General features: G+C 65.8%; 20 protein-coding genes and 1 riboswitch. Of the genes, 12 read left to right on the forward strand and 8 right to left on the reverse strand.

What is annotated here, in order from left to right; all coding sequences use genetic code 11:
• Positions 1-50 precede the first annotated feature (50 nt).
• Positions 51-896, forward strand: a complete 846-nt coding sequence (locus tag BMF89_RS17330) for a PHP domain-containing protein (RefSeq protein WP_078108317.1) — start codon at positions 51-53, stop codon at positions 894-896.
• On the opposite strand, the gene BMF89_RS17335 is transcribed toward BMF89_RS17330, so the two are convergent.
• From BMF89_RS17335 to thiE, 4 genes are all read right to left on the reverse strand, one after another.
• Complete coding sequence (locus BMF89_RS17335) at positions 893-1,756, reverse strand: site-specific DNA-methyltransferase (RefSeq protein WP_078108318.1); 864 nt, start codon at positions 1,754-1,756, stop codon at positions 893-895. The genes BMF89_RS17330 and BMF89_RS17335 overlap by 4 nt on opposite strands.
• Before the next feature lie 8 nt (positions 1,757-1,764).
• The gene (locus tag BMF89_RS17340) at positions 1,765-3,486 is read right to left on the reverse strand and encodes a DEAD/DEAH box helicase (RefSeq protein WP_078108319.1); all 1,722 of its coding nucleotides are present in this window, start codon (positions 3,484-3,486) and stop codon (positions 1,765-1,767) included.
• Positions 3,487-3,774: 288 nt separating this feature from the next.
• Complete coding sequence (locus BMF89_RS17345) at positions 3,775-5,289, reverse strand: RNB domain-containing ribonuclease (RefSeq protein ID WP_078108320.1); 1,515 nt, start codon at positions 5,287-5,289, stop codon at positions 3,775-3,777.
• Between the two features lie 37 nt (positions 5,290-5,326).
• Positions 5,327-6,016, reverse strand: a complete 690-nt coding sequence (thiE, locus tag BMF89_RS17350) for a thiamine phosphate synthase (RefSeq protein ID WP_078108321.1) — start codon at positions 6,014-6,016, stop codon at positions 5,327-5,329.
• Positions 6,017-6,042: 26 nt separating this feature from the next.
• A riboswitch (TPP riboswitch) is annotated at positions 6,043-6,162 on the forward strand.
• On the opposite strand from thiE, the gene thiO reads away from it, so the two are divergent.
• The 4 genes from thiO (at position 6,154) to BMF89_RS17370 (ending at position 8,894) form a co-directional block, all read left to right on the forward strand.
• Positions 6,154-7,458, forward strand: a complete 1,305-nt coding sequence (thiO, locus tag BMF89_RS17355; protein WP_078108531.1) for a glycine oxidase ThiO — start codon at positions 6,154-6,156, stop codon at positions 7,456-7,458. (Overlaps the previous riboswitch by 9 nt.)
• Positions 7,455-7,691, forward strand: coding sequence for a sulfur carrier protein ThiS (thiS, locus tag BMF89_RS17360; protein ID WP_078108322.1), 237 nt, complete (start codon positions 7,455-7,457; stop codon positions 7,689-7,691). Before thiO ends, thiS begins: the two co-directional genes overlap by 4 nt.
• A gap of 3 nt (positions 7,692-7,694) precedes the next feature.
• Positions 7,695-8,501, forward strand: a complete 807-nt coding sequence (locus BMF89_RS17365) for a thiazole synthase (RefSeq protein WP_078108323.1) — start codon at positions 7,695-7,697, stop codon at positions 8,499-8,501.
• A gap of 60 nt (positions 8,502-8,561) precedes the next feature.
• Positions 8,562-8,894 (forward strand): 4a-hydroxytetrahydrobiopterin dehydratase, encoded by a 333-nt coding sequence (locus tag BMF89_RS17370; RefSeq protein WP_078108324.1) that lies wholly within the window; start codon positions 8,562-8,564, stop codon positions 8,892-8,894.
• A 98-nt stretch (positions 8,895-8,992) separates the two neighbouring features.
• On the opposite strand, the gene BMF89_RS17375 is transcribed toward BMF89_RS17370, so the two are convergent.
• Genes BMF89_RS17375 through BMF89_RS17385 form a run of 3 tightly spaced genes read right to left on the reverse strand, consistent with a single transcriptional unit; the run spans position 8,993 to position 10,246 of the window.
• Positions 8,993-9,295 (reverse strand): hypothetical protein, encoded by a 303-nt coding sequence (locus BMF89_RS17375; protein ID WP_078108325.1) that lies wholly within the window; start codon positions 9,293-9,295, stop codon positions 8,993-8,995.
• A gap of 37 nt (positions 9,296-9,332) precedes the next feature.
• Positions 9,333-9,557: a DUF3107 domain-containing protein gene (locus BMF89_RS17380; RefSeq protein WP_059387503.1), complete on the reverse strand. Its 225-nt coding sequence runs from the start codon at positions 9,555-9,557 to the stop codon at positions 9,333-9,335.
• 50 nt (positions 9,558-9,607) lie between these two features.
• Complete coding sequence (locus BMF89_RS17385; RefSeq protein ID WP_059387505.1) at positions 9,608-10,246, reverse strand: TetR/AcrR family transcriptional regulator; 639 nt, start codon at positions 10,244-10,246, stop codon at positions 9,608-9,610.
• 103 nt (positions 10,247-10,349) lie between these two features.
• Here BMF89_RS17385 and moeB point away from each other — a divergent pair, with 103 nt between their 5' ends.
• On the forward strand, positions 10,350-11,561 hold the full coding sequence (gene moeB, locus BMF89_RS17390; protein WP_078108326.1) for a molybdopterin-synthase adenylyltransferase MoeB: 1,212 nt from the start codon (positions 10,350-10,352) through the stop codon (positions 11,559-11,561).
• A gap of 35 nt (positions 11,562-11,596) precedes the next feature.
• Positions 11,597-12,589: an SDR family NAD(P)-dependent oxidoreductase gene (locus tag BMF89_RS17395; protein WP_216353843.1), complete on the forward strand. Its 993-nt coding sequence runs from the start codon at positions 11,597-11,599 to the stop codon at positions 12,587-12,589.
• Positions 12,590-12,756: 167 nt separating this feature from the next.
• Here the strand turns inward: BMF89_RS17395 and BMF89_RS17400 are convergent, their stop codons facing one another.
• Positions 12,757-14,082 (reverse strand): glutamyl-tRNA reductase, encoded by a 1,326-nt coding sequence (locus BMF89_RS17400; RefSeq protein WP_078108327.1) that lies wholly within the window; start codon positions 14,080-14,082, stop codon positions 12,757-12,759.
• 148 nt (positions 14,083-14,230) lie between these two features.
• Here BMF89_RS17400 and hemE point away from each other — a divergent pair, with 148 nt between their 5' ends.
• The 5 genes from hemE to hemC all read left to right on the forward strand — a co-directional run bounded on the left by hemE (position 14,231) and on the right by hemC (position 19,846).
• A complete protein-coding gene (gene hemE, locus BMF89_RS17405; RefSeq protein ID WP_078108533.1) occupies positions 14,231-15,358 on the forward strand; it encodes a uroporphyrinogen decarboxylase in 1,128 nt (375 codons plus the stop codon).
• 5 nt (positions 15,359-15,363) lie between these two features.
• Positions 15,364-16,848 carry a protoporphyrinogen oxidase gene (hemG, locus tag BMF89_RS17410; RefSeq protein ID WP_078108328.1) on the forward strand — a complete coding sequence of 495 codons (1,485 nt, stop codon included), beginning with the start codon at positions 15,364-15,366 and terminating at the stop codon, positions 16,846-16,848.
• A gap of 72 nt (positions 16,849-16,920) precedes the next feature.
• Positions 16,921-17,622 (forward strand): hydrogen peroxide-dependent heme synthase, encoded by a 702-nt coding sequence (hemQ, locus tag BMF89_RS17415; RefSeq protein WP_078108329.1) that lies wholly within the window; start codon positions 16,921-16,923, stop codon positions 17,620-17,622.
• Positions 17,623-17,687: 65 nt separating this feature from the next.
• Positions 17,688-18,863: a ferrochelatase gene (locus BMF89_RS17420; protein WP_078108534.1), complete on the forward strand. Its 1,176-nt coding sequence runs from the start codon at positions 17,688-17,690 to the stop codon at positions 18,861-18,863.
• Positions 18,860-19,846 carry a hydroxymethylbilane synthase gene (gene hemC, locus BMF89_RS17425; protein ID WP_078108330.1) on the forward strand — a complete coding sequence of 329 codons (987 nt, stop codon included), beginning with the start codon at positions 18,860-18,862 and terminating at the stop codon, positions 19,844-19,846. Before BMF89_RS17420 ends, hemC begins: the two co-directional genes overlap by 4 nt.
• Positions 19,847-19,852: the final 6 nt, after the last annotated feature.

Raw genomic sequence — 19,852 nt, forward strand, 5'->3', positions numbered from 1 at the left:
GGCCAGCGGCGCAACGGTCCAAGCCGTCCGTAATCAAATACGCTTGGAAAGTGAAGATCGACCTGCATGCGCACTCCAATGTTTCCGACGGGACCGAGGCTCCCGCGGGAGTGATCGCTTCCGCGTCTGCTGCGGGTCTGGATGTGGTGGCCCTGACCGACCACGACTCCACTGACGGATGGGAGCAGGCCTCCGTCGCGGCCCTCGAATTCGGGGTGGCTTTCGTGCCGGGGATGGAGATCTCGTGCCGCACCCGGGAGGGGATCAGCGTCCATCTGCTCAGCTATCTCCACGATCCCGCACACCCCGGCCTGCTCGAGGAAATCACCAAGGCGAAAGACGCGAGGCTCACCCGCGCCAAGCGGATGGTCACGCTCCTGGCGGAGGACTACCCCTTGAGCTGGGACGATGTCATCCACCATGTGGCTCCGGGGGCGACCGTCGGCCGGCCCCACATTGCGGACGCCCTCGTGGCGGCCGGCGCCGTGGCGAGCCGCTCCGAGGCGTTCACCGCGATCCTGACTTCGCACTCGCGCTACTTCGTGCAGCACTACGCACCGGACCCGGCGCTCGCCGTCGAGCTCGTCCGGGCGGCGGGCGGAGTTCCCGTCTTCGCACATCCGGTGGCCTCGGCCCGCGGCCGGGTGGTCGGGGAGCGGACGTACCGGGAAATGATCGACGCCGGCCTCATGGGGCTCGAAGTGGAGCACCGAGACAATCCCGAGGAAGGCCGCGTGTTCCTGCGGCGCCTGGCTGCTGAACATGGCTTGTTCATGACCGGTTCGTCCGACTACCACGGAACCGGCAAACCCAATCTGCTCGGCGAGAACCTGACGTCCCCCGACGTCCTGGCCCGTATCGAGGAGTTGGGCACGGGCAGTTCGGTGGTCCGTTAGACGGGGTGGAAGGTGGCCTTGCCGTCCAGGCGTTTCCGCATCACGTCGATAGCCGGGGCATTCTGGTCCACGCACACGAACCTGCGCTCGAGCTTCGACGCGACCGAGCCGAGCGTGCCTGAGCCGGCGAAGAAATCGAGGCACCAGTCTCCTGGCCGGCTGGACGCCGTGACGATCCTCCGGACGAGGCCTTCCGGCTTTTGCGTCGGGTAGCCGGTCTTTTCCTTGCCGGTCGGGGAAACGATGGTGTGCCACCAAACGTCCGTGGGAAGCTTCCCCAGTTCGCGCTTGGCCGGCGTGACGAGGCCCGGCGCCATGTACGGCTCACGGTCCACCTCGGCGTTGTCGAAATGGTACTTGGCGGGGTTCTTGACGTACACGAGGATGTTGTCGTGCTTGGTAGGCCAGCGGTTCTTGGCGCGTGCACCATAGTCGTAGGCCCAGATGATCTCGTTCAGGAAACACTCCCGGCCGAAGATCGAGTCCAGCATGACCTTGGCGTAGTGCACCTCGCGGTAGTCGAGATGCAGGTACAGGGTGCCGTCGTCGGCGAGCAGTCGCCAGGCCTCCACGAGCCGGGGTTCCAGGAAGGACCAGTAGTCGCTGAATGCGTCGTCGTAGCGGTGCAGGGCGCCCTTGATGGTGTCATAGGAACGGCCCTTGAAACCTACGCGGTCGCCGTCGCCGTCGGCGTTGCGGACCATGCGCGTTTCCTGGCGGCTCTGGACCCGGCCCGTATTGAAGGGCGGGTCCACGTAAATCAGTGTGAAGGCGCCGTCCGGCAGCGTCGGGAGGAAAACCGCGTTGTCCGCGTGAACCACCAAGTTGCTACCGTCCGGCGCCCAAACAGTGTCAGTCATTGAGGCCGTTAAGCCTCGGTGCTCTCGCCGGATGCACCGGAAGCGGAGACCACTTCGCCGTTGCGGCGGCGGGTGCGGGAGCGGCGTGCGCGGGCCGGCTTGTCCGCGCCCTCGCCGGACTGTGCCTGCCCGGATTGGGGCTCGGCGGACTGAACCGAACCCTCAGCGGGGGCTGCTTCGCCTTCGGACGTACGACGGCGGCGCGTGCGGTTGCGGCCGCCATCACCGTCTCCTTCGCGGGCCGGAGCGTCGCCGGACTTCGGACCGCGGCGTGCACCTTCACGGCCACCATCGCGCCCGCCGGCGCGAGCGGTGCGTCCACGCCCGGAATCGCCTCCGGAACGGGAGTTCTTCTTGCCGGTCTCGCCCAGGTCTTCAAGGACCTCGGCGTCGACGCCTGCGAGGGTGCGCTTGTCGCGGGGCAGGCGTCCCTTGGTGCCCGCGGGGATGTCGAGTTCCTCGAAAAGGTGCGGCGACGAGGAGTAGGTTTCCACGGGCTCCGGGTAGCTCAAGCCAAGCGCCTTGTTGATGAGGCCCCAGCGCGGCATGTCGTCCCAATCGACGAACGTCACGGCTGTGCCCTTGTTGCCAGCGCGGCCGGTGCGGCCCACCCGGTGCAGGTAGATCTTTTCGTCTTCGACGCACTGGTAGTTGATCACGTGCGTGACGTCATCGACGTCGATGCCGCGTGCGGCGACGTCGGTGGCCACGAGGACGTCCACCTTGTTGTTGCGGAAGGCCCGGAGGGCCTGTTCGCGGGCGCCCTGGCCCAAGTCGCCGTGAATCGCGGCGGCCGCGAAGCCGCGGTCCACGAGTTCCTCGGCAACCTTGGCCGCGGTGCGCTTGGTCTTGGTGAAGATGATGGTCCGGCCGCGGCCGCGGGCCTGCAGGATGCGGGCGACGACCTCCACCTTGTCCATGCTGTGGGCACGGTAGATGAGCTGCCGGATGTCGCGCTTCGTCAGGCCTTCGTCGTCCGGGTCGGCGGCACGGATGTGCGTGGGCTGTGTCATGTAGCGGCGCGCCATGGCGATGACCGGGCCAGGCATAGTGGCCGAGAAGAGCAGGGTCTGGCGGACGGCGGGTGTGCCGGCAATCAGGGTCTCTACGTCGGGAAGGAAGCCGAGGTCAAGCATCTCGTCTGCTTCGTCGAGAATCACCATGCGAACATTCTTGAGGTTCAGGTGCTTCTGCTTGTACAGGTCGATCAGGCGGCCGGGAGTGCCGACAACAACCTCGACGCCCTTTTGCAGGGCTTCGATCTGGGGCTCGTAAGCGCGGCCGCCGTAGATGGTGGCGATGCGGGCATTGCGTTTCCGTGATGCCGTCTGGAGGTCGTTTGCCACTTGGACGGCGAGTTCGCGGGTAGGAACAATCACCAGGGCCTGGGGCGCACCCGGGACTGCGAGCTTCTCGTGGCCGGCGTCGCCCGGTCCGACGACGCGCTGCAGCGCCGGGATGCCGAAGCCGAGGGTCTTTCCGGTACCGGTCTTCGCTTGGCCGATGATGTCGTGACCGCCCAGGGCGACCGGGAGGGTCATGGCCTGGATGGGGAACGGGTGGGTGATTCCGGCGTCGGCGAGGGATTCGACGATGTCTGCGCGGACGTTGTAGTCGGCGAAGGTCTTTTCCGCGATCTCGTGGGGTGTTTCATCCGAGGAAATGGTTTCCTCGGGTTCGATCGTTTCGGTTCCGTCTGTCAGAACTTCATGGGTGTGCAATTCACTCACAGTGGAGTTTTCCTTATTCATTTGGGCTGCGCTGCGTGCTCAACGGTTGTGGCAGGGCCGTTCCGGAGCACGGATGGGCGCAAGCAAATCCAGTGGAAGCCGATCGCGGGCTATCTAAATACTGGCACTGGGGACCAGCTGGTGTATCTCAAGATCGCGTAGGGGCGGGCTTGTTGATGTCAAAAAATGAACTGAATCAACGACCGGGCATCCATTACTACTTACACAGTCTAGCGTCTGGGGACAATAAACCCCGGATCGCGGTCCCGGGCCCGCGAACGAAGTGCGCTACGGGAGGAGCTCGAAGGTGATTTGGCGGGTGGCAATGTCCGCGTGAAGCAGTTTCACGCGGACCTTCGTTCCGGACTCCATTTCGCCATCGCAACGAGCGGTGACCGCGGGCTCGGCGATCTGCACGACACCGTAGGGGCCGTGCTGGGCTCCGTTTCCGTTGCCGTTTCCGTTGTTGCCGTTGTGGCTGTTCCCGTTGCCATTTCCGTTGTTTTTGGCGGGCTTCGATCCGGAAATCACCACGGCGTCGAATTCCTGTCCGATGTGGTTGACAAGGAGCGCTGCCTCCACCGTGTCCAGGGCCAGGTGCTCCATTTTCGCGGCCAGCTGGTCGGATGACGCCATGATCTCGGGCAGGCTCGGCAAAGCGTCCCGGGCCCATGCTGGTATCTCGGTTCCATTGCTGAGCGCTTCGCAGATGACCAGGACAAATCGATCGACCAGCCGGCGCAACGGAGCGGTGGTGTGGGCATAGGGTGCCCCGATGGCGGACTGCATCACGCTGTCCGGGACCTCGCCGTCGAAAGGCGTGTAGCCGGCACCACGGAAAAGCAGTCCCGCTGAATGGAGGATGGCCAGTTGCCGGGGGTCCTTGGCATCGAGGCTCCGCAGGTACTCGCCATAGCTGGTCCCCTCGGTCCAAGGTTTGCCAAGCGCCCCGGTTTGCCGTTTGAAATGGAGCAACGAACGCTCATCGGGGGCGGGCATGGTCCGTAGGATTCCCACTTTGCCGTCGAGCATCAGCTGGGCGGCTGCCATCCCGGTCATGAGCGAAATCTGGGCGTTCCAGTCCTCCACCGGCAGCGAGGGAGCTGCGACGATCCTGTAGCCCTCGCCGTCGGGCAGCTGCACGATTTCCTGCTCAGGCATGTTCAGGCTGGCTCCGCCGCGGCGGCGTTCGAGTTCCACCCGCTTGAGTCCGACCTCCTTGAGGAGATGAAGGACGGGATCGGCCGCGCCGGAATCGATCTCCGCCTGCACGCCTTTGTAGTCGAGCTTGGCGCGGCTGCGTACGCTTGCCCGACCCACAGAGACGGTGCGGAACTCCGCTTCGGCGTCGAGTTCGAAGTCCCACACGAACGCGCCGCACGTCTGGCCGGCCAACAGGCTTCCGGCGTGCTCGCTGATGATCTCGGGGTGCAGCGGTATGCGGCCGTCCGGGGCATAGTACGTTTGCCCGCGGTGGCGGGTTTCGGCGTCGAGCGCTCCTCCCGGGGGCACGAAGGAGGGCACATCGGAGATGGCGTAGAGGACCCTGTAACCATCGCCGGACCGGTCGATGAAGAGCGCCTGATCGAGATCCGTGGAAGAGGCCGGGTCGATCGTGATGAACGGAACGTCCGTGAGGTCCTGCACCGGCAGGGTGTGTCCGGAAACCGCCGCTTCGGCGTCGCGCAGCGCTTCAGCGGGATAGCCTGCAGGCAGCTCGAGTTCAGTCCGAAGCGCCGCCAGTGCTTCCGCGAGCTGATTCGACGTTTCACTGACATTCGGGGCTATCCGCTGATGTGACACGAAAGTCAGGGTAACTCCAAAATCTTTCGGCGTCTCGCTAGGCCGCCGCAGCGTCAAGGGCGGCCAGGAGTGCCTGGGCTGCCGCCGTCGGATCCTCTGCCTCGGTGATGGCGCGGACCACTACGATGCGGCTTGCACCGGCCTCCACTACCTCTTCGACGTTGCCCAGATCGATGCCCCCGATCGCGAACCAGGGGAGCACCACGCCGCCGACTGTCTCAGCGTCTGCCTGCTTCACCGCGCTGGCGGCGTACTTCACCAGATCGAGCCCGACGGCGGAGCGTCCCGGCTTGGTAGGGGTGGCCCACACCGGCCCGACGCAGAAGTAGTCCAGGCCGCTGCGGCCAGGCGACGCGGCGATGGCCGCGTCGATCTGTTCCGGCGTGTGCGTGGAGAGGCCGATGATGGTGGGGTCGTGGAGCAGCTTCCGGGCCGAGCGCAGCGGAATGTCCTTTTGGCCGATATGGAACACCGGTGCACCCGAGAGGGAAGCGACGTCCGCCCGGTCGTTGACTGCCCAGAGACGGCCGTGACGGTGCGCCACGGATTGCAGGATCTCCAGGAGTTCCAGTTCCTCGGCGGCTTCAATCGTCTTGTCACGCAGCTGGATGATGTCCACGCCGCCCTCGAATGCGGCATCGACAAATTGCTCAAAATCACCCTGTTGCTTGCGGGCGTCGGTGCAGAGGTACAGGCGGGCGGTGGTGTGGACATCGTGCTGGGTCATGGAAACAGAGTAGTTCCTCTAAACTGGGCTGGTACCGCGGGAGCCGCGGCGGCGGTCACAATCGCCGCGCGGCTGAGAGGGCTTCAGCGCCGACCGCTTGACCTGATCCGGCTAGTACCGGCGTAGGGAAGGACTCCATGGAAGAAGCAAACACCCGGAACGGGCCCCTCCACGCGGATGTCGCGGTGATCGGGGGCGGTGTCATTGGCCTCGGCATCGCGGGGGAAGCCCGCAGATCCGGCCGTTCGGTTGCCCTCATCGATCCCGCACCGGCCAGCGGCGCTACGTTCGCGGCAGCGGGAATGCTGGCGCCCGTCAGCGAATTGCACTACCAGGAAGAGGACCTCCTGGAGCTCATGCTCGAATCATCGGCGTTGTGGCCGGGCTTCGAACGCAATGTGACCGGCTCAAGCGCCGGGCGCGGCACGGGTTACCGCACGACGCCGACCCTCGCCGTCGGTGCGGACGCCGCGGACCGCCGGGCGCTCGCCGACCTTCGGGACGTCCAGCTCGCCCATGGCTTGGTGGTGGAATCCGTTCCGTTGCGCGAGGCGCGGGAGCGAGAGCCGCTCTTGAGCCCGCAGATTTCCTGTGCTTTCGATATCCCGGGCGATCACCAAGTGGATCCGCGCCGGCTCTCGGCCGCGATTCTCGCCGCCTTGGCAAACCACCAGCCCGGCGATTCGAGCTGGATCGCGGGGGCAGGGGACGGGTTTGCGGTCCACGACACTGCGGCGGGCCTCCTGTGGGAGGACGGGCGCGTCGTCGGGACGGTGCTCGGCTCGGGCGCCAACGTTCTCGCCACGGAAACAGTAGTAGCCAACGGACTTGATGCTGCCCGCTTGAACGGCCTGCCGGATGGATTGTCGCTGCCATTGCGTCCCGTGTACGGCGACATACTGCGGCTGCGCGTCCCGGAGCATCTGCAGCCCCTTGTCACCGCCACCGTCCGTGGGATGGTGCGCGGAGTGCCCGTGTATATCGTTCCCCGCGACGACGGGACCGTGGTGATCGGCGCAACGCAACGCGAAGACGGTTTGTCGGCGTCCGGGGGAGGAGCCAACCCGGTGTCAGCAGGGGGCGTGTACCAATTGCTCCGCGACGCCCAGGTACTGGTTCCGGCTGTCGCCGAACTGGAACTCCTCGAGGCGACCGCCCGTGCCCGCCCTGGCACACCGGACAACGCACCGCTGTTGGGCCGTGTCGAAGGTCGCGAAGGAACCGTGCCCGGCCTCATCGTGGCCAGCGGCTTTTTCCGGCACGGCGTGCTCCTCACCCCTGCAGCGGCGCAAATCTGCGTCGGACTCATGGATGGCACCGTCGATCCGCGGTGGAACAAATTCCGCCCGGACCGCTTCTCCCGCCCGCTGTCAGCAGCAAGGGCATCCACAGGCGGCCCATCGGCCGACACCCCACATCCCCTTCCGAAGGACCACGCATGAACATCAAATTGAACGGCGCAGACCACACACTGGGCGACGGCGCGTCCGTGACCACACTCGTCAGCCACATCACCGGACGGGTTGTTGACCCCAGCGGCCAGGCGGCCGACGGACGCAAGATCGGCGTCGCCGTCGCACGCAATTCCGAAGTGGTGCCGCGCAGCCAGTGGGCTGCCACCGCGCTCGCAGAGGGCGACGAACTCGAAATCGTGACCGCAGTACAGGGAGGCTGAACAATGACCATAGGAAGCACTCACGCAGCAAGCACCCGAACCGACGCCCTGGTAATCGATGGTGTTGAGTTCGGCTCGCGCCTCATCATGGGAACCGGCGGAGCCCCGAGCCTGGACGGCCTGGGAGCAGCGCTGTTGGCCTCCGGCACCGAACTCACCACCGTTGCCATGCGGAGGTACTCACCGACGGAGACCGGTTCCCTGTTCCAGTTGCTCGTGGACCACGGCATCCGTGTCCTGCCCAACACCGCCGGCTGCTTTACCGCCAAGGACGCTGTCATGACAGCCGAACTTGCCCGGGAGGCCTTGGAAACGGATTGGGTCAAGCTGGAGGTCATCGCCGACGAGCAGACGCTCCTGCCCGATGCCGTGGAGTTGGTGGATGCAACGGAGAAGCTGGTGGACCGCGGCTTCAAGGTCTTCGCCTACACCAACGACGACCCCGTGCTGGCGCTTCGGCTGGAAAACCTCGGAGCAACGGCGGTGATGCCGTTGGGCGCGCCTATCGGTACCGGCTTGGGCATCCTGAATCCCCACAACATCGAGCTCATTGTGTCCCGGGCTTCCGTGCCGGTGGTGCTCGACGCCGGCATCGGCACTGCCTCCGACGCCGCGTTGGCCATGGAGCTCGGCTGCGACGCCGTGCTGCTGGCCACTGCAGTGACCCGCGCGCAGAACCCGGTGCAGATGGGCGAGGCCTTCAAACACGCGGTCATCGCCGGTAGGCTGGCGAAGCAGGCGGGCCGCATCCCGCGCCGGGAACACGCGCTGGCGTCATCGGCCATGGAAGGCCGGGCAGAGTTTCTCTAGCGGGTTATTGCCGGCCGTCGGCGGATTCGTGTGAATCCCCTGTCAGCGAAGGAGCTCCCCATGGCCGGCAAGGATGACATCCTCACCAAGTCCGCGATCGACGACGCCTTGGCGGATCTGCCGGACTGGCGATACCACCTGGGCAGCCTCGTCACGGTCTATAAATGCCCGACGTCGGCGGCGGCACTCGAGCTGATTGCCGCCGTCGGGCGCATCGCCGAGCAGCAGAACCACCACCCGGACCTGGACTGGAGGTACAACCGGGTGTCCATCCGCTACACCTCCCACGACGCCGGGAGCGAGGTAACCCGACGCGATGTCCGGGCAGCCACGAACGTCAGCCGGGCAGCCAAGGACGCCGGGGCAGTGGCGCGACCCGAAGCTCTGCCGTGAGCCCGGTTCGTCCGCGACACGCAAACAGAACGGCGACGCCCGGATACAGGAGTCGCCGTTCTGTTTGAAGTGTCGCCGGCCCGTACGAGCAGCCCCAGCTAGAGCCGCAGGGCCGCGGTCAGCTGGGCAGTATCGTGCCGGGCCCGGTGGTGGCCCAGGAAGTACGAGGCCACCGCGGCCGCCACGGTACCCAGAATGATGGGCAGGACCCAAGGGATCCACGTCACGCCAGGCTGGTAGCCAAAGCCAAGTTGGATGAAGATCATCCAACTCAGCATGGCGACGGCCACCGAAACGCCGGCGGGCAGGGTGATTCCGTACGTGCCCCGGCGTTTGTCAGTTCCCCAGACAATGAAGCCCGAGGCGATGGTGGCTAGCGCCACGATGACAAGTGAGAGCATGCGGACTCCTGGCTCGCTGGTGTTCTGGTGTAAAAGCTTAGAGCGCGCCGAAGCCGACCCGGCGTACTTCCTCGGCACCGATCTCAACGTATCCGAGGACGTTGCCGGGAACGATGACCTGACGGCCCTTTTCATCGGTCAGGCGCAGGTCCGTGCCGTTGGCAATGGCCTCGCTCACGATCTTGGCAACAGCCTCGGCGTCGAGAGCGGACTCAAGCGCGATCTCACGGCCAACATTCTGAATGCCGATCTTTACTTCCACAGCGGGGCCTCCCAGCCAATCAAAAAATTACTCAGTCCTCTATTTGTAGTCTAGGACTCTTTCGGGAAGCGACTGATTCCGCGCCAAGCTAAACGGTAGATCAGGTCGCTGGCAACATCGAGGTCCAAATCGCCGTCGGTCTCGAGCCAATACCGGGCACTGACCTGCGCCATTCCAGCCAGGCCCCGGCCCAGCAGCTGGGCCTCCAGCGGGGGCAGCTTGGTGTCTTCGGCGATGACCTTGGCGACGGCGTCGGCAAAAGTGCGGTTGAACGTCTCCAAACGCGAACTGACGTCAGGGTCATTGATGAGGTCGGATTCGAAGACGAGCCGGTGCGCTTGGTCATCGCCTGCGATGAAACGGTAGTAGGCGCGCATGACGGCCTGGACGCGTTCCTTGTTGTCCGACGTCGAATTCAGCGCCGTAAGCATCTGGTCCGTGAGCGTGGCCAGGTGGCTGTCGAGGAGTGCCATGTAGAGCTCCCGCTTGGACGGGAAGTGTTGGTACAGCACCGGTTTGCTGACATGGGCCGTCTCGGCGATTTCGTCCATCGCTGCACCATGGAACCCGTTGGCAACGAAGACTTCCAAGGCGGCGTTCAAGAGCTGGGCCCGGCGCTCATCGCGTGGCAGCCTGGCCGAACGCGGCGAACCGGTCCGATCCTGCCTGACCTGTGCCTCCTGTTTGATACGTGCACTCTCAGCCACTTGTCTGCCGCCTTTCCTTTGCAGTTATGACCACAATACTGCGCAGTAATATGACCGGGCGGCAGCGGCAGGCATACTTTGGAGTATGGCCACTATTTTTGCTGCCCAAACGTTGCCGCACTCTCCTTCTTCGACACTGCCGCCCCTCGTGGAACCGGCGGCGGAACTGACCACCGAAGAGGTGGAACGGTATTCGCGCCACCTCATTATTCCCGAAATCGGTGCGGCCGGTCAGCGTCGGCTCAAGAATGCAAAAGTCCTGGTGATAGGTGCAGGCGGACTGGGCTCTCCGGCTTTGCTGTACCTCGCCGCCGCCGGCGTGGGGACGCTCGGAATCGTGGACGACGACGACGTCGACCTCAGCAACCTGCAACGCCAGATCATTCACGGCGTAGGAGATGTGGGACGGCCGAAGATCGAATCGGCACGGGACGCGATCAAGGAGCTCAATCCACTCGTCAACGTGCAACTGCACAACGTCCGCCTGGACTCCTCCAATGCCTTGGAGGTTTTCTCCGGCTACGATCTCATCCTGGACGGGGCGGACAACTTCGCCACACGGTACCTTGTCAACGATGCCGCGGCGATTCTCGGCAAACCGTACGTCTGGGGATCGATTTTCCGCTTCGACGGCCAGGTCAGCGTGTTCTGGGAGAAGCACGGGCCCAGCTATCGCGATCTCTACCCCGAGGCTCCTCCTGCCGGCTCGGTCCCATCCTGCGGCGAGGGCGGCGTGTTCGGCATGCTGTGCGCTGCTGTCGGCTCGCTCATGGTGACTGAGGCAGTCAAGCTGATCACCGGCGTCGGGCGCTCCATGCTGGGACGGGTGGCGCTCTTTGACGCCCTCGGCGGCAGCTGGCGCGAAATCAAGGTTTCGAAAGACCCGGAGGCCGAACCGATCACCGAATTGACCGATTACGAAGCGTTCTGCGGCATCATCCCGGCACCTGCGGGGGATTCGGTTCCGACGGTCACGGCCACCGAACTTTCCGGGATGCTCGAGGCCCGCGCGGCAGGGGAACGCGACTTCGAACTGGTGGATGTCCGCGAGATCGGTGAACACGAGATCGTGAGCATCGACGGTTCGGTGCTCATCCCGCAGGGACGGATCCTGGCGGGGGAGGCCTGGACGGAACTGCCTCAGGACAAAGAGATCGTGTTCCACTGCAAGGGCGGCACCCGTTCCGCGGCGGTGCTCGCGGCTGCACAGCGCGCCGGCTACACGCGCGTCAGCCACCTCGACGGCGGGATCCTCGCTTGGGTGCACGACGTCGAGCCCGGCAAACCCGTTTACTGAACCGACAAGCGCAGGTGAACATGAAAGGTCCCGATATGAGCGAGGAATCCATGACCACACCGCAACACCCCATCGGATCGGGTTTCGGCCACGGCTCCACCGCATCGGACGTTGTGGCGGGAGTGGACCTTCACGGCAAGACCGCAATTGTCACGGGTGGTTATTCCGGGCTCGGCCTGGAGACGGTGCGGGCCTTGTCCTCCGCCGGGGCCAAGGTCACGGTTCCGGCCCGGCGTCCCGAACACGCTAGGGAAGTCCTCGCCGCTGCCGGCCTTGCACCGGAGCAAGTGACCGTGGAAGCCTTGGACCTGGCCGATCAGGACGCAGTGAAGGATTTCGCGTCACGTTTCCTCTCATCCAACGAAACCCTGGACATCCTGGTCAACAACGCAGCCATTATGGCCAGCCCGGAGCAACGCGTGGGTCCGGGTTGGGAATCCCAGTTCGCCACCAACCACTTGGGCCACTTCACGCTTCTCAACTCCCTGTGGCCTGCGCTGGCGGCTGCCGGTTCGGCCCGCGTCGTGGCCTTGTCCTCCACCGGGCACAAACTCTCGCCCATCCGTTTCGAGGACATCAATTTCGAGAACGGCTACGACAAATGGAAGGCCTACGGCCAGGCGAAGACGGCCAACGCGTTGTTCGCCGTCGAGCTTGACCGCCTGGGCCGCTCCTCCGGGGTACGGGCCTTCGCGGTCCACCCAGGCGGCATCATGACCGAGCTCCAGCGCCACCTTCCGCGGGAAGAGATGGTCGCGGCGGGCTGGATGGACGACGCAGGCAACGTCCGCGAGGGTTTCAAGACTCCGGAGCAGGGCGCAGCCACGTCTACGTGGGCAGCCACCTCGCCGGCACTGGCAGGCATGGGCGGGGTGTATTGCGAAGACTGCGATATCGCCAAGCCCACGGACCCTGCCTCGCCGCTCGCGCGGTACCAAGGAGTGGATGCACACGCTGTGGATCCGGAAGCCGCAACAAGGCTGTGGGCCGTGTCCGCAGAAATGACGGGAGTCAACGCGTTCGCGTAGGGCCGGGGATTCGCGAACCAGCGCCTTGGGACATGCTCATTCTTGGTGATTGCAGCCGGACATATTCCTGTTATGTCCAGTGCTGGTGATCGGGGGAGGGCATGCTCTGTGTGGGTTGCAGGACGGAACCTGAACAGCGCCACCCAGGCTGTGAGGGGACGCGCGGGCTAGGCGCTTTCAGCCTGCTGGGATGCCTGTTGGTGGTCGACAGGACACGAGGACGCCGGTGACGCGGCCGGCTGCTCCACCTGGATGCCGTACAAGGCCTCGAGGGCTGCCACGTAATCGTCTTGCTGGCCGTTGGCGGCGAGTTCCCGTGCGCGGACCGTGGGGATGTGGAGCAACTGCTTGACCATGCGGCGGAGGGCGAACTCGACCTCTTCGGCCGCAGCGGTGCAGCCATGCCGGGCCCGGACTTTCTCCATCTCGGCGTCGAGCACGTTCATCGTGTGGCGGCGCAGGGCCACAATGGCCGAATCGACGGACCGGGCTTCACGTTCCTGCTCGAAGGCCTCGGCCGCGCCGGACACAATGGTGCTCGCTTGCGCCAGCGACTCTGCTTGCTCCTGGGGCGCCGCGAGCCGTACGGATTCGAGCGTTAGGAGCTCGACGCCGTCGAGCTCGCCCACCGCGGGGTCGAAGTCGTGGGTGAGCGCGAGGTCGATCGCGATGAGCGTCTGGGTGGACAGGGCGCGGACCTTGGCAAGCTCGGCGGCCTCCACTCGCGTGTCCGACCCGCTGCAACCGATCATGACATCGGCGGCGGCGACGGCGGCAGGGAGCGTTTCGGCGTCGAGTGCGGTCCCGCCGCGGGTCGCCACGAAAGTGCCGGCCCGGCCGGAAGACGAGTACACGGAGACGTCGGTGCATCCACGATCGCGCAGCAGCGACATGGTGGCTCCGGCGTAGGCCCCGGTCCCGAAGACAACAACCTTCTTGGTGCTCCAGTCGGCGTTCTCCGAGAGGTCGGTGGCGAGGTCCAGGGCTACTGAAACGATCGACAGGCCACGGGAACCAAGAGCTGTCTGGGCCCCCACGTCCTTGGCCGTCTTGGAAGCGGCCTGGAACAAGCGGACCAGCCCGGAACTCGCGGTTCCTTCGTGCTGGGCAGTGATGAGGGCGCGGCGCACTTGGCCGGCGATTTCGCGTTCGCCGACGACGGCGGAGTCCAGCCCGGCGCTGACGGCGAAGAGGTGCCTGCTGACCTCGGGGCCGGTGCGGGTGCTGAAGGCGCGCGAGACGAGTTGCTCGTTGAGTCCGCTCAGGCCACTGATCTGCGTGACGAGCGCCGAACGGGCGGCTTCGAGGTTCTCGACGTGCGGGGTTTCGCCGTAGATTTCGTAGCGGTTGCAGGTGGCCAGGACCACGGCACCGGAGACAAGTTGGGAATCGGCCAAAGCGGACGAGGCAACCTCGGATGAACCGTTGCTCAACTGAGCGACGGTCTCAAGATCGATGTCGGCGTGTGTAGCCACCAATGAGAAAAGAACCACAGCAAAGCAATCATAGCTTTTTCGGCGCCATGTAGAACAACGCACGCCAGTGGTTCTCCGCACTGCCGGCAGTGATGCCCGTCACCCCGCAATGTGCGGGACAGGCTGTCGTTATCTTTTGACCCCGATCTTCGGCACAATCGAAGGCATGACTTCCAGTTCCGCACTGCCTCATTCTGTGTCGGCCACCGACATTTCCGGCACAGCCGCTTCAGGCCTTGATGCAAGCCACCCGCTGATGGATGGCCGCACCGCAGACTCCCCGCTGATCCAGGCTTACCGCGGAGGCAAGCCGTCCCGCCGTCCTGTGTGGTTCATGCGGCAGGCCGGCCGCTCGTTGCCGGAATACCTCAAAGTCCGTGAAGGCGTGGCAATGCTGGACTCCTGCCTGCGCCCCGAGCTCGCCTCCGAAATCACATTGCAGCCGGTTCGCCGCCACGACGTTGATGCGGCGATCTTCTTCTCCGATATCGTCATCCCCCTCAAGCTGGCCGGCGTCGGCGTGGACATCGTCCCCGGCGTAGGGCCCGTGTTGGACAAGCCCGTCCGCACCGCAGCTGACGTCGCCGCCCTGCCGCAGCTGACGTGGGAAGCCCTCGAACCGATCCGCGAGGCCGTCCGCCTGACGGTCGCGGAGCTCGGCACAACACCCCTGATCGGCTTCGCCGGTGCGCCGTTCACGCTTGCCGCGTACATGGTGGAGGGCAAGCCCTCCCGCGACCACCTCGGTCCGCGCACCATGATGCACGCCGATCCGGAGACCTGGACCGCCCTGGCCAATTGGGCGGCCGACGCCTCCGGCATGTTCCTGCGGGCACAACTGGAAGCCGGCGCCTCGGCAGGTCAACTGTTCGACTCGTGGGCAGGATCCCTTGGGCTCGCCGACTACGCCAAGTACGTTGCTCCGGCTTCGACCCGCGCCCTTGACCACGTCCGTCACCTCGGCGCGCCGCTGGTCCACTTCGGTACGGGAACGTCCGAATTGCTTGTCGCGATGCGCGACGTCGGCGTGGATGTCGTCGGCGTGGACTACCGGCTGCCGCTTGACGAGGCAAACCGTCGGCTGGGCGGCACGGTGCCCTTGCAAGGCAACATCGACCCGGCGCTGCTTTCCGCACCGTGGGAGGTACTGGAAGCCCATGTCCGTGAGGTGATCGCAGCCGGCTCCGCAGCCCCGGGCCACGTCTTGAACCTCGGCCACGGCGTGCCCCCGGAGACGGATCCCGCCGTCCTGACGCGGGTAGTGGAACTCATCCACTCGATCCCGGCAGGGTAGCCGGCATGCGCGGGGCACAAACACAGCCCGGACATGCACCTTCCGCAGATTCAGCAGCCGGCTTGGCCGCCGTCGTCGTTGGCGGCGGAATGTCCGGCCTGCTCGCCGCCCGTGGCCTGGCCAAGGCCGGGATCACCGTCACGGTGCTCGAAGCGGGCGAGGCGTGGGGCGGTTGCGTGGGGAGGCACACTGTCGGCGGCCTTGTGCTGGACAGTGGCGCCGAGTCCTTCGCCACGCGCTCCACCGCCGTGGCCGATCTCGCCCGCGATCTCGGGCTCGGCGGCAATATCGTGGCGCCCCATCCAGGAGGTGCCTGGGTGCAGTTGCCCGACGGCCCGCAGGAACTGCCGAAAACCGGAGTGCTCGGAATCCCGGCGAACCCCTGGGACCCGGAAGTCCGGCGGTCCTTGGGCTTTGCCGGTTCCCTGCGGGCCTCGCTCGACCGCTACCTGCCCGCATCCGTCGGCACCTCGGCCGCGGTCACCAGCGTCTCCTCCTTGGTCCGGGCGCGGATGGGCAAACGGGTGCTCGAACGGCTTGTGGCGCCCGTCGTCGGGGGAGTGCACTCCGCCGATCCCGGACTGCTCGACGTCGACATGGTCGCTCCCGGCCTGCGTGCGGCATTGCGCCAGCACGGTTCGTTGGCCGCGGCGGTGGCCAGCCAGCGCGAGGCCGTGCCGAACCGCAACGGAAGCGGGACGGCGAAGGCGGGATCCGCCGTCGGCGGCTTGGAAGGCGGAATGAACACGCTTGTCACCGCCCTCGTGGCGGAGTTGCGTTCGCGGGGCGTCGCCCTCGTTTCAGGCGCCCGGGTGGATTCGATCACCCGCACCGAAAGCGGTTGGCAGGCTACCGCCGCGGGCACAACGTACGACGCCGGCCGGCTCGTGGTGGCGCTCGACGGTCCGGCCGCCGTCGGGCTGCTGGAGGAGGCGCTTCCCGAATTGTCCGCGCTGCGCCCCGCCGCAGGCCCGTTGGTGAGCCTGGTGACCTTGGTGGTGGACGTGCCCGAACTGGACCGGCGTCCCCGGGGCACCGGCATTCTTGTCGCTCCGCAGACCGAGGGGATCGAGGCGAAAGCGCTCACCCACGCCACGGCAAAGTGGGACTGGCTGGCGGAAGAAGCAGGCCCTGGAACGCACGTGCTGCGCCTGTCCTATGGGCGCGGCGAGGGGGCGGACTCCCCTGAATCGGTGGCAGCGCAATCCGTCGCCTCGCTCAATGACGATGCTCTGCTCGAGGCTGCGCTCCGCGACGCCTCGACTTTGCTGACCGTGCCGATTGTCCGGGAAGACGTACTCGATTGGGACGTTGTCCGTTGGGAGGGCGCTTTGCCGTTCGCGGCAGTCGGTCACAAACAGCGCGTTGCCGAGGTGCGCCGCATCTGCGCCGAAGCCGACGGTTTGTCCGTGGTGGGCGGGTGGCTCGCCGGAAACGGCCTGGCAGCCGTGGTTGCCGACACTTCCGCGCAGATCGACGCAGTCTTGTGAAATGCACCACTTCTACGCCTTGTAGAAGTGGTGCATTTCGACTTAGCGGCATCCACGGGGCAGACTTGTACCATGAGCCACACTTCTGCCGAATCTGTCACTAAAACTGCCGAATCCGAAGAGCAGTTCTTTACGCTGTGGACCGTCTTCAAGCGGTCGGGCGATGTCCTGCGCAGCGCCGGCGCTGTTCAGGATTTCGAGCAGCTGGCTGCCAAGCTTGCCGAGGACGGCGTCGTCCTTCGCGGAAGCTACGACGTCTCCGCCATGCGCTCCGACGCCGACATCATGGTGTGGCTCCACGGCGCCAAGCCTGAAGCCTTGCAGCAGGCCGTGCGTGATATCCGCCGCAGCGCGCTGTTCTCCGGCACCGAGATCGTCTGGTCCGCCATGGGCGTGCACCGCGAAGCCGAATTCGCCAAGAACCACGTTCCTGCCTATGCGCGCGGCGTCGAGCCCAGCACGTGGCTGTGCGTTTACCCGTTCGTCCGCTCCTATGAGTGGTACATCCTGCCTGCCGACGAGCGTGGCAAGATGCTGCGCGATCACGGCATGCTCGGCCGCGACTTCCCCCAGGTCATTTCCAACACCGTGTCCTCCTTCGCCCTGGGCGACTGGGAGTGGATCCTGGGCCTCGAAGCCCCCGAACTCGTTGACCTGGTGGACCTCATGCGCCACCTGCGTGCCACCGACGCCCGCAACCACGTCCGCGAGGAAATCCCGTTCTACACCGGCCGTCGCATCACCGCCGCGGAGATCGCCGAGGTCCTCGCGTGAGCGGCCGCCACTCCACGGGCCCGGCCAGCCTCACCGAGGTCAACGACGTCACCGAGGCCGGACGCATGGCTCCCAAAGAGTACGACGCCGTCCTCCTCGCCTCTTTCGGCGGCCCCGAAGGCCAGGACGATGTCATTCCCTTCCTGCGCAATGTGACCCGTGGCCGCGGCATCCCCGATGAGCGCCTTGAAGAGGTGTCGCACCACTACCGTGCGTTCGGCGGGATCAGCCCCATCAACCAGCAAAACAGGAACCTCAAGGCCGCCCTTGAAGCGGAGTTGGCCTCGCGCGGCATCAGCCTTCCCGTGCTGTGGGGCAACCGCAACTGGGATCCTTACATCCCGCAAACCCTCCAGGAAGCGTACGACGCCGGCCACCGCAGACTGCTGATGGTCACCACGAGCGCATACTCCTGTTACTCCAGCTGCCGTCAGTACCGCGAGGACATCGGCATCGCGCTGACGGAGAGCGGCCTTGACGGCAAACTCGAAGTGGACAAGGTACGCCAGTACTTCGACCACCCAGGCTTCGTCGAACCCTTCGTGGAAGGAACGGCTGCAGGACTTGCGGAGGTCAAGGAGAAACTGGCTGCGGCCGGTCTCCAGGACGCTCCGGTGCACATCCTGTTTGCGACGCACTCCATTCCAACCCGTGACGCCGAAGCCGCCGGGCGTTCGGACGCCGAGCCCCGCGAGTTCGAGCAGGACTCTGCCTACGTCGCCCAGCATTTGGCTACCGGCGCCGAGGTGGTTCGTCGGGTCGAGGCCGAATCCGGGCTCACCATTCCGTGGTCGTTGGTGTACCAGTCACGTTCCGGCGCGCCGAGCGTTCCGTGGCTTGAGCCGGACATCAACGATGCCATCGAGGAACTGGCCGGCCAGGGAATCAAGGGCGTCGTGATCGTCCCCCTCGGCTTCGTTTCCGACCACATGGAAGTGGCCTGGGACTTGGACACCGAGGCCTTGGAAACCTGCAAGAACCTCGGAATCGCCGCGACCCGCGTTCCCACCCCGGGAACCCACCGCACGTTCGTCTCCGGCCTGGTGGATCTCATTTGCGAGCGGACGGTAGCCAACAATATCGCCGATCGCCCCGCGATGACCGGGCTCGGGCCGTGGTACGACATCTGCCGTCCGGGCTGCTGCGCCAACTTCCGTGGGGAGAAGCCCACGATTGCGGGTGCGGACACCTCGGTCGGCACGGGGCATGATGCCTACCCCGCAGGAGAAAGCGCGAAATGACCGTTCGGATCGGCACCCGCGCGAGCAAGCTCGCGCTCACCCAAAGCCAGCAGGCCGCGGACCAGCTGGCCGCCGTCGGCGGCTTCCCCGTCGAACTGGTGCGCATCAAGACCGAAGGCGATGTCCGGACGGGTTCCCTGTCCCAGATGGGCGGCACCGGAGTGTTCGTCGCCGCTCTTCGCGACGCGCTGTTGGAGAACGCATGCGACGTCGCTGTGCACTCCTTGAAGGATCTCCCCACGGGTGCAGCGCCGGGGCTCACCATTGCGGCAACGCCGAAACGCGTCGATGTCCGGGACGCCTTGTGCGCCCGTGACGGCCTCAAGTTGGCGGACCTTCCGGCAGGCTCCAGGGTCGGTACCGGATCGCCGCGTCGCGCCGCCCAGCTGCGCGCCGCCCGCCCGGATCTCGACGTCGTGGACATCCGCGGCAACGTGGACACCCGGCTGGGCCGCGTTCCGGGGCTCGCCGGCAACGCGGAAGATTCACCAGGCGACCTCGACGCCGTCGTCCTCGCCGCGGCCGGACTGGAACGGATCAGCAGGCTCGACGTCGTGACGGAGTTCTTCGAAACCGACGTCATGCTTCCAGCGCCCGGACAAGGCTCGCTCGCGATCGAGTGCCGCACGGCTGACGCGCCCGGACAGTCCGACTCGGTCGAAGGTTCCCAGGGTGCACTCGCACAGGCCCTGGCCGCACTGAACGATGAAGACACCCGGCTGGCCGTCACGGCGGAGCGGGCCGTCCTGGCCCGCCTCGAAGCCGGCTGCGCTGCGCCCGTGGGCGCCTACGCTTACCGCAAGGGGAGCATGCTCTATCTGGAAGCGGTGGTCTGTGCCGTCGACGGGAGCGCGTCCGTGCGCGAGAAAAAGGCCAGCGACGGCCTCACTGAGGTCGGCGCCACGTTGCTGGGCATCGAAGTCGCCGAACTCCTCCTCTCCGCGGGCGCCGCGGACATCACAGATCTTGCAGCTTCCCGATAACCGGAG

Origin of the sequence: Arthrobacter sp. SRS-W-1-2016 (assembly GCF_002009585.1) — a bacterium.
Classification (GTDB): Bacteria; Actinomycetota; Actinomycetes; order Actinomycetales; family Micrococcaceae; genus Arthrobacter; species Arthrobacter bambusae_A.